At 41.9% G+C, this 8,948-nt stretch carries 9 protein-coding genes, 3 rRNA genes and 1 riboswitch; all 12 genes read right to left on the reverse strand.

Annotation, left to right across the window (positions count from 1 at the left end):
- A complete protein-coding gene (cobO, locus tag LPA49_RS03555) occupies window positions 1-600 on the reverse strand; it encodes a cob(I)yrinic acid a,c-diamide adenosyltransferase (RefSeq protein ID WP_036966385.1) in 600 nt (199 codons plus the stop codon).
- Entirely contained in the window at window positions 600-2,084 is a 1,485-nt protein-coding gene (locus tag LPA49_RS03560; protein WP_180311649.1) for a cobyric acid synthase, read from the reverse strand. Before LPA49_RS03560 ends, cobO begins: the two co-directional genes overlap by 1 nt.
- Complete coding sequence (cobU, locus tag LPA49_RS03565) at window positions 2,084-2,611, reverse strand: bifunctional adenosylcobinamide kinase/adenosylcobinamide-phosphate guanylyltransferase (protein ID WP_075594420.1); 528 nt, start codon at window positions 2,609-2,611, stop codon at window positions 2,084-2,086. The genes LPA49_RS03560 and cobU overlap by 1 nt, the downstream gene beginning before the upstream one ends.
- Window positions 2,608-3,402 carry an adenosylcobinamide-GDP ribazoletransferase gene (locus LPA49_RS03570; RefSeq protein ID WP_180311051.1) on the reverse strand — a complete coding sequence of 265 codons (795 nt, stop codon included), beginning with the start codon at window positions 3,400-3,402 and terminating at the stop codon, window positions 2,608-2,610. The genes cobU and LPA49_RS03570 overlap by 4 nt, the downstream gene beginning before the upstream one ends.
- Before the next feature lie 3 nt (window positions 3,403-3,405).
- Window positions 3,406-4,467 (reverse strand): nicotinate-nucleotide--dimethylbenzimidazole phosphoribosyltransferase, encoded by a 1,062-nt coding sequence (gene cobT, locus LPA49_RS03575; protein ID WP_180311052.1) that lies wholly within the window; start codon window positions 4,465-4,467, stop codon window positions 3,406-3,408.
- A gap of 3 nt (window positions 4,468-4,470) precedes the next feature.
- Window positions 4,471-5,460 (reverse strand): iron ABC transporter permease, encoded by a 990-nt coding sequence (locus tag LPA49_RS03580; RefSeq protein WP_074989056.1) that lies wholly within the window; start codon window positions 5,458-5,460, stop codon window positions 4,471-4,473.
- A complete protein-coding gene (locus tag LPA49_RS03585) occupies window positions 5,453-6,286 on the reverse strand; it encodes an ABC transporter ATP-binding protein (RefSeq protein WP_180311053.1) in 834 nt (277 codons plus the stop codon). Before LPA49_RS03585 ends, LPA49_RS03580 begins: the two co-directional genes overlap by 8 nt.
- Before the next feature lie 149 nt (window positions 6,287-6,435).
- A riboswitch (cobalamin riboswitch) is annotated at window positions 6,436-6,558 on the reverse strand.
- A 273-nt stretch (window positions 6,559-6,831) separates the two neighbouring features.
- Window positions 6,832-7,449, reverse strand: a complete 618-nt coding sequence (locus LPA49_RS03590; RefSeq protein WP_074989058.1) for a histidine phosphatase family protein — start codon at window positions 7,447-7,449, stop codon at window positions 6,832-6,834.
- 55 nt (window positions 7,450-7,504) lie between these two features.
- Entirely contained in the window at window positions 7,505-7,933 is a 429-nt protein-coding gene (locus LPA49_RS03595; RefSeq protein ID WP_065978673.1) for an FKBP-type peptidyl-prolyl cis-trans isomerase, read from the reverse strand.
- A 486-nt stretch (window positions 7,934-8,419) separates the two neighbouring features.
- Window positions 8,420-8,534, reverse strand: a 5S ribosomal RNA gene (rrf, locus tag LPA49_RS03600).
- Between the two features lie 63 nt (window positions 8,535-8,597).
- Window positions 8,598-8,712: ribosomal RNA gene (rrf, locus tag LPA49_RS03605) — 5S ribosomal RNA — on the reverse strand.
- Between the two features lie 121 nt (window positions 8,713-8,833).
- Window positions 8,834-8,948, reverse strand: a 23S ribosomal RNA gene (locus LPA49_RS03610); the annotation flags it as partial.

Raw genomic sequence — 8,948 nt, forward strand, 5'->3', positions numbered from 1 at the left:
TTAGTAATCAAACCCTTTTTGTGCCTTTATGCCAGCATCAAATGCATGCTTCACGTTACGTACTTCACTCACGGTGTCTGCAAGTTCTGTGAGTTTTCGGTGCGCGCCTCGCCCTGTAATAATCACTGATTGCATTGCAGGTCGCGAACTAATTGCAGCAATGACTTCATCTAAATCAATGTAGCCATAGGTAATCATATAAGTGATTTCATCGAGCATCACTAAATTAATAGACTCATCTTTTAGCATTCGTTTTGCTTCTTGCCATGTTACTTGCGCTGCCGCTGTGTCAGAGTCTTTATTTTGAGTCTCCCAAGTGAAACCCGTATTCATAATGACAAATTCGACGCCTGCTTTTTCGAGTAAATTACGTTCACCGCACTCCCAAGTGCCTTTAATAAACTGACAAACAGCTGCTTTCATGCCATGACCCACAGCACGCGCTACAGTACCAAAGCCTGAGGTTGATTTTCCTTTCCCGTTACCTGTAATGACCTGAAAAATACCTTGCTCTTTTTGAGCCGCGGCGATGCGCTCGTCTACTTTTTGTTTTACTTTTTGTTGGCGCTGTTGGTGCTTATCTTGGTTGTTTTCGCTCATTATTTTTCCTTACTAAAGGTGTCATAAATATTGATAATTTGCTCAATATCCATATGTTTTTCCACTACGTCTGCGAGTCTATTTAACTGCTGTTCGCGGTGTTGATTAAGATCGATAGGTGTCAATTTCGTCTCAGGCTCTAGCCATCTGACCAACTGATTTACTGCATCAGGTGTATCAAAAAGCCCATGTAAGTAAGTACCTGCTACTTGATTATCATCGCTAATAAAGCCGTCATGGGTAAAGCCATTCGGATGCTGTTCAAACGTTATAAAAGGCTGTTCAAGCGCTGGCCCCTCACTTATTCCGGCATGTATTTCATAGCCACAAACTTGCTGTTCGCTGCTGTTTAAATGCAATATTCCAGTTACTTGTGTCAGCACTTTTTGTTGGCCTAACTGAGTTTCAAAATTAGCGATTCCCAACCCTTTTGCTTCCCCTAATGTAGACTCGACAGAATGAGGATCGGCAATTCGCATCCCTAACATTTGTAGGCCACCACAAATACCCAGCACTTTGCCTGAGTAACGAAGATGGCGGTGTATTTGTTTGTCCCACCCTTCATTTTTTAGAAAGGCTAAATCGCTTAACACATTCTTACTACCTGGAATAATAATTAGATCAACATCAGGAATCGATTGTGTATGACGGACATAGTGAAGGTCTATTTCTGGTTGCAGTCTGAGGACATCGAAATCAGTGTGATTACTAATATGAGGTAAAAGAAGAACAGCAATGTGTAACTGTGGCTTAGCAACTTTATTAGCAATAGCCACGGCATCTTCGGCATCTAAGGCTAAATCATGTAAGTATGGCAAAACCCCCAAAACAGGTTTATTGGTGTATTGCTCAAGCCAATCTAAACCACTTTGTAACAGTGCTATATCACCACGAAAACGATTTATTACAAACCCTTTTACGCGCGCTTGCTCTGATTCAGATAACAACGCTAACGTCCCAACCAGGTGAGCAAAAACCCCGCCTTTATCAATATCGGCAATAATGATCACTGGGCAATCGACAGCCTCAGCATACCCCATGTTAGCAATATCATTTTCTCTGAGATTAATTTCTGCTGGACTGCCTGCGCCTTCAACAACTAATAGCTCAAACCGTTCGCTTAAGCGCTTTTGAGAGGTGAGTACAGCGTCCATAGCGACCTTTTTATAATCGTGGTAACTGCCGGCTTCCATATTTGAAAGCGCTTTTCCATGCACAATAACTTGTGCACCCGTATCGCTATTTGGTTTTAGTAAAATAGGGTTAAAATCAACCTCAGCGGGCACATTAGCTGCCACTGCTTGCAGTGCTTGTGCACGCCCTATCTCGCCTCCATCGGCGGTTACAGCACTATTAAGTGCCATGTTTTGCGGCTTAAAAGGCGCAACCTTAATGCCGCGTTTAGCAAAAATGCGACACAATGCCGCCACTAAAGTGCTTTTACCTGCATCAGATGTCGTGCCTTGCACCATAAGGGTTTTCATCATTGCTCCCTCTTTAATGTTTGTGCAAGGCCAGCAATAATAAACTCAACCCGAGCAACCTGCTTGGCAAGTGATTGGTGTAACCAACCCGAATGATCAACAAACTGGCGGCTCAATTCACCCAATGGCACAATACCATGGCCTACTTCATTGCTAACAAAAATAACCTCGCAGGGAAGCTCTTTAAGCACATCAAGTAGTGCTGCTTTTTGCTCTAGCCAATATGCTTCACCGTGCTGACATAAACAATTACTCAGCCAAAGTGTTAAGCAATCAACCAAAATACAGCGGTCTGCTTTGCCATGCTCTTTGAGCACTTTAGCCAATTGCAGTGGCTCTTCGATAACTTGCCAACGACCATCGCGCTCTAATTGATGACGTGCAATGCGTTCAGCCATTTCACTATCACCCGCATTGGCTGTCGCAAGATAAATAATCGATTTGCCTGAATTGCTAGCTAGTTGCTCTGCAAAGCGGCTTTTACCACTGCGTGCGCCACCTAAAATCAAGGTATGTGGTTGCTTCATAACATGCTCACTAAGGTTAAATATACAGCCAGCTCAGCAATTTGTTGTGCGGCACCTAGGCAGTCTCCGGTATAACCTGATAACTGTTTTTTGAACCAGTGAATTAATATAAAACGCGTTATAGTAAGTACAAGGATTACAGTGAAGATGTGCCAAATACTGAGCACTGAAAATAACCATGCGAAAAGTATCACTGCCCCGCCAGTCGCAAGCAGTATTTGGTAACTTTCGGTGCTTAAGTACATCGCAACGGGTTTTACTTTGCTGGTTGCATCGTGACTAACATAATCCATGTCAGCAATTAAACTCGTTGCGACAATTCGGCTTAAACTCTGCCCTAATAGCAACGCAATAAGTAGCAAATTTAGTGACTCAGACAACACAACTAAACTTTGAAACTTAATAAGCAGCACAATAATAAGCGCAGCCGCTCCGTAGGTTCCTAAACGGCTGTCTTTCATAATGGTCAGCTTATCTTCAACTTTCCAGCCACCACCAAAGCCATCCCACACATCTGCTAACCCATCTTCATGAAATGCCCCCGTCAAAATTAACCCTAAGGCCATAACAAGTGCCACGGAAATTGAAGCAGGAAAAAAGTAACTAAACACGAGATAACCTAAACTTAAAATCCCCGCAAGTAGAACCCCTACCAAAGCAAAATAGCGACTGGCTTGGTTCAATGCCGTCGTTGATACCTCAAAATTAAACCTCACAGGTATACGTGTTAAAAAACTAACAGCTAGCAATAATAGCTGCTTTTGAGAAGGCGATGAGTTGTGTGTATTCATTGCTTAAACAACCTGCTCAACATGTGCATCTGCAAAACTTGCCATTTCGTTATAAAATGCAAGCGATGATTGTAATAATGGTAACGCCAAGGCGGCACCACTGCCCTCTCCTAAGCGCAAATTAAGGTTTAATAATGGCGATGCGTCTAACGCTGCCAGCATGGCTTTATGTCCTTGCTCATCTGAGGCGTGAGCAAAAATCATATAATCACGTGCATGCGCGTTTATACGTGTCGCAACCAATGCTGCGGCACTGCAAATAAAGCCATCAATAACCACCACCATGCCTAATTCTGCCGCGGCTAAAATAGCACCTGTTATTTGAACTATTTCAAAGCCACCCAGCGCCGCTAATGTCATTAATGGATCGTTTAGATGCGCCCGATGCAAATTAACGGCTTGTTCAACAACCGCAATTTTTTTAGCTACCACCTCATCCGTTACGCCCGTGCCCTTACCCACACATTGAGCGGCAGGTAATGATAATAGAGCAGCCATTAATGCTGCCGCACTGGTTGTGTTACCGATCCCCATTTCACCGAATGCGACGGTATTACACCCTGTATTTTTTATTGCATTCACACGCTGCTTAGCAAACTTAAAGCCTTGTTCAACTTGCGCTGGCGACATCGCCATTGAGGTATTTATTGACTCAGTAATATGCCCTAAACGTTGATTATGAACACTAATATGATGCTGTTCTGACAAAGTGCCTGCATCAACGACCTCAAGCAGCCATCCAAGTTGACGACAAAATACATTAATTGCTGCTCCACCATGCGCAAAATTAGCAATCATTTGTGAAGTCACACTGCTTGGCGCAATCGAAACCCCTTGGCTAGCAACACCATGGTCACCTGCAAAAACGACGAGTGTTGGTGCGTTAATAACGGGTTTAAATTCATCTACAGCGTGCTCTGAGTTAAGAGATTGACTTAAAATGAGTGTCAACGTTTTTGCGCACTCTTCTAATTGACCAAGCGCTCCTAAAGGTTTGGTTTTAAGATCTATTTTTTGTTGAATTACAGATGCATACTGCGAGTTAAGAGGTGCGATATTAAACATGGGCTACCTACGCTGTTTACGAAAATAAAGTAAAGATAAAAAGAACACACTGCCTATAGCCGCAGTGATCACACCCACAGGCAATTCTTGATTAGTCAGTAAAGTACGACAAAGCACATCGACCCATACCATAAATGTACCACCAACAAGGCTCGTCATTAAAAGGTTGTGGCTTGAGCCTTGCGACGTAAAGTAGCGGACAATATGCGGGATCATAAGCCCAACAAAGCCAACCCCCCCACACATAGCGACCAAAACAGCAGTAATTAACGAACTAAGTAGTAACATTAAAATACGAAAACGTTGAGCATGAATTCCCAGTGTTGCCGCGCTTTCATCACCAAGCAACATAGCGTTTAACTGACGACGAAAAGCGATCATTAACGTCATACACGCAATGATTACGGTGAGCGGGATCCAGAGCGTTCCCCACTCAGCACGTGAAAAACTTCCCATAGTCCAAAATAAGATAGCTGTAATCGCCTGAGGATCGCTAAAATAAAGTAATAAACTGGTTAAAGCACTAAACAGAAATGACAGTGCGACCCCCGCCAATAACATCGCTTCAACTTGCCCTACATGGCGACGCCCAGCAATGCCAATCAACAAAAACATAGAGAGTAAGCTGCCCAAAAATGCAGCAATCGACATACTAAAGCCAAAACTCACACCGGTAAGCGATATAAAGCAAACCACACCAAATGAGGCACCTGAAGAAATACCAAATAAGTAAGGGTCTGCCAACGGGTTTCGCGTTACGGTTTGTAATATAAGCCCAGCAAGCGCGAGCCCAGCTCCAGCTAAAAACGCCAATATCATACGTGGCATGCGCAGTTGCAAAATAATACGTTGGATAAATTCATCACTGCCCTGGCTGATTAAACTATGCAGCACATCACTCATTGATGTACTCGCGGCACCAAAACTGAGTGCTAAAAAGCAACTAACAAGTGCAACGCATACACAGAGACTAAAACGCACCCTATCAGTCATCTTGATGCTCCTGTCTGTTATAGCCGTAATAGTAGGTAATATGTGGCACGAACTCATCAAACGAGGTTGACTGAGGATGAGCAGACACTCTTGCACAAACACCAAAAACATCACTTAACAGCTGCTCGGTAAGCACCTCTTTTGGTGTGCCTTGCGTAATTAATTGACCTTCATCGATAACAAGTAACTCATCACATACGCTAGCAGCTAGATTTAAATCATGAAATGAAGCGAGCACAGTGACATCAAGTGACTTAGCAAGCTCCATAATTTGAATTTGATACTTAACGTCAAGATGGCTGGTTGGCTCATCCATAATCAATAACTTTGGTTGCTGAACAATTGAGCGGGCTATAAGTGCACGCTGTTTTTCTCCACCCGAAAGTGAATCAAAGCTTTGCTGTGTGTGATGACTTAAACCAACCTGCTCGATTGCTTGATAAATACGCTTTTTATCATCGGCATTAGTCGCACTAAACAGGGTTTTGTGTGGGGTGAGACCTAAACTAACTACATCGAAAACAGATAAATTAAATTGCGAAGGAGACTCTTGTAAAACCACAGCAACATTTTTTGCGAATTCATCAGCACTGATTTGCCAAATATTATCGCCAGCTAAAAAGACTGCACCTTGTTGTGGTTTTAAATAGCGATATAAGCAACGCAATAAACTTGATTTACCGGCGCCATTAGGTCCCAGCAAACCAATAAATTGACCTGCATTTAACTGCAAATTGATTGATTTAAGAATTGTTTTATCAGCAATTCCCCAGCTTAAATCAGATACTGAAATTAAAGGGGTTATGCCTTGGCTTTTTAATTGCAAATTACACTCTCTTGGCGAGTTTTATCAACGCACCAGAAAGCACTGACCTATATCAGTAGATAACGTGAGTTGACCCGCTCAATGATACTAATTAGTTTGAATATTAAATCGCTCAAATCGATAAACACTCTACTGTATTAGCATAATAAGACTAATTGTTGTTGCTAAGTATCTGGCTGACCATGTTCATCATGGATTACAGTTGCGGGAACAGCTGGAGAATCTCACCCCATTCCATAGCATATAGATATACCTAAACGACCTCATGATGCGAGTTTCTGTTGGAATTAAAGCAATATAGGCAAGAAATTGATTACACAGAATGGTTATTCCTTTCCTAAAATCAATAACGCGGAATTAATCGCTTTAAACCAACCCGCAGAACGTTGTTCAAAAACTTACTTTCTAAGTTGTTACTTATAAACGTGCTGCAAAGTAACGCCTTGATATAAAGCCCCTGTAAAACGCCGAAATCTAAATTTTGAGGTAGTTCGGTATATTATGGCGGGCTAAGTAAATAATTCAATGAATATCACTCTAGATGGCTAAAAAACTATTTTAGGCCACGCTTGCCCTTGTTCATCTATATATACATCTAACGTTATTAACCCTGCATAAGGTAAATGAAAAACATTAAGGTGAGTATTCGTTTGTTTAGGCATATGACAAATAATAGCGAGGATTTGTTTAATTACACCGGCGTGGCTAATCACTAATGATTGCGTATGTTTGGACTCTGTAAGCGAAACTAAAAATGCCTGCCACCATGCTTCGACTCGCGCGTAAAAGTCAGCCATTAATTCACCATTGGGCACTTTAACCTGCCACGGATGTTGCCAAAAATCACCGACATGAGGTTTACCATTTTGTTGCCAAAGTTGTTGGTAATCTTGGCCATCCCAGTCACCAAAATTAAACTCTTTCAATGCATTGTTATATTGCACATTGATTGTATGCTGACGAGCTAAGAATTCTGCATGCGTTGAACAACGTTTTAGCGGAGAGCTATAAATAGCATCGAAGCGAGATAATTTTGCGCTTGCTAGACGCATCTGTTCATAGCCTACATCTGACAAAGCAACATCAACGTGCCCACAAAGAATGCCCGGAGTTGCAATTTCGCCATGACGTAGTAAGTAAACCCGTGAAGTAAATGCGTCCATAAATATCCTTAATCAGCCATACAAGACGGTAACGCGTTTCTAGCTCAGTGTCGAGTTAGGCTAAACGAATTAAGCGAACATCAAAATGCAGCACTGCATTTGCACCAATTTTACCACCATTCCCCTTTTTACCCCACGCAAGCGCAGGAGGGATCACAAATTCATAGCGAGATCCTATATTCATCAACAAAAGCCCCTCTCTTAGGCCTTCAATCGCTTCCGATAAAGCAAACACCTCCGGCATACCCGCTTTATAGCTATCGGCAATAACATGACCGTCAGCGAGCATAATTCGTTGATTAATAACAACAGTATCAAACTCTGTGAGCTTGTCACCTGCCGCATCCTCTACAACTTTATACATCAAACCCGATGGGCACACTTGTGTATCTGGATGAGCTGAAAATTTGCTGATAAATGCTTCACTATTCTTACGGTTTAAACCTGATGAGCCTTTCGATTTTGTTGTTTTCTTACGAGACACAAAACACCTTAATTGTATTACAAATATAAAACGCTTTATCGCATAACAAAGATAGGGAAGCAAGGAGTTTAAAGTAGAGTAGCAAGCGCTAAAAGCTCAACAATGTCTTAATCTGAAAGATACACTACAGTGGCAATTCAGAGACTTTTCAGCACTAAAGTGCCTTTTACGTCCTAATTATCTCAGCGTGAGGTGAAATAAGCGATTTAAGAGAACCTTTCAATCTGTGTGATCATACCATTCCGCTTAATTAAGTGGTCTATTTTGAGGCAATAAAACCGCGTTGATAACAAGGCAAAAATTTAGTTATTTAGTTGTTCTAAATCAGAAATTTTTAACGCAGGTAGCGACTGGTTTGATCACTCAAAATGATTAAGTATTTTTGCGGATTGGTATCAGACATCTATTTTCTGACATCCGATATAGTAGAAAGCATTAAACACAAAAAAGCCCGATTCTTTCGAGTCGGGCTTTCTTTAATTAGGATCCTGGCGATGTCCTACTTTCACATGGCAAATGCCACACTATCATCGGCGCTGTTTCGTTTCACTACTGAGTTCGGCATGGGGTCAGGTGGGTCCAAAACGCTATTGTCACCAAGAAAATTCTTTTCAATTTTCTTATTATTAATTTTTAAATTTAAAGTCTTTCGACTAAATTAGGAGCCTGGCGATGTCCTACTTTCACATGGCAAATGCCACACTATCATCGGCGCTGTTTCGTTTCACTACTGAGTTCGGCATGGAGTCAGGTGGGTCCAAAACGCTATTGTCACCAAGCATATTCTGGTCGTTAATCGCATTCGCAATTAACTAAAATTCGGAAATCTGATAATCGTAAATCTACTTTAGTATACTAACTTCTGTCTGTTACGCTGTCATAAAACGCGTTTGGCGTTGTATGGTTAAGCCTCACGGGTAATTAGTACAGGTTAGCTTAATGGCTCACACCACTTCCACATCCTGCCTATCAACGTTGTAGTCTTCAACGGCCCTTCAGAGACTTTAAAAGTCTA

Source organism: Pseudoalteromonas sp. MB41, from assembly GCF_020966275.1.
GTDB classification, from domain to species: domain Bacteria; phylum Pseudomonadota; class Gammaproteobacteria; order Enterobacterales; family Alteromonadaceae; genus Pseudoalteromonas; species Pseudoalteromonas lipolytica.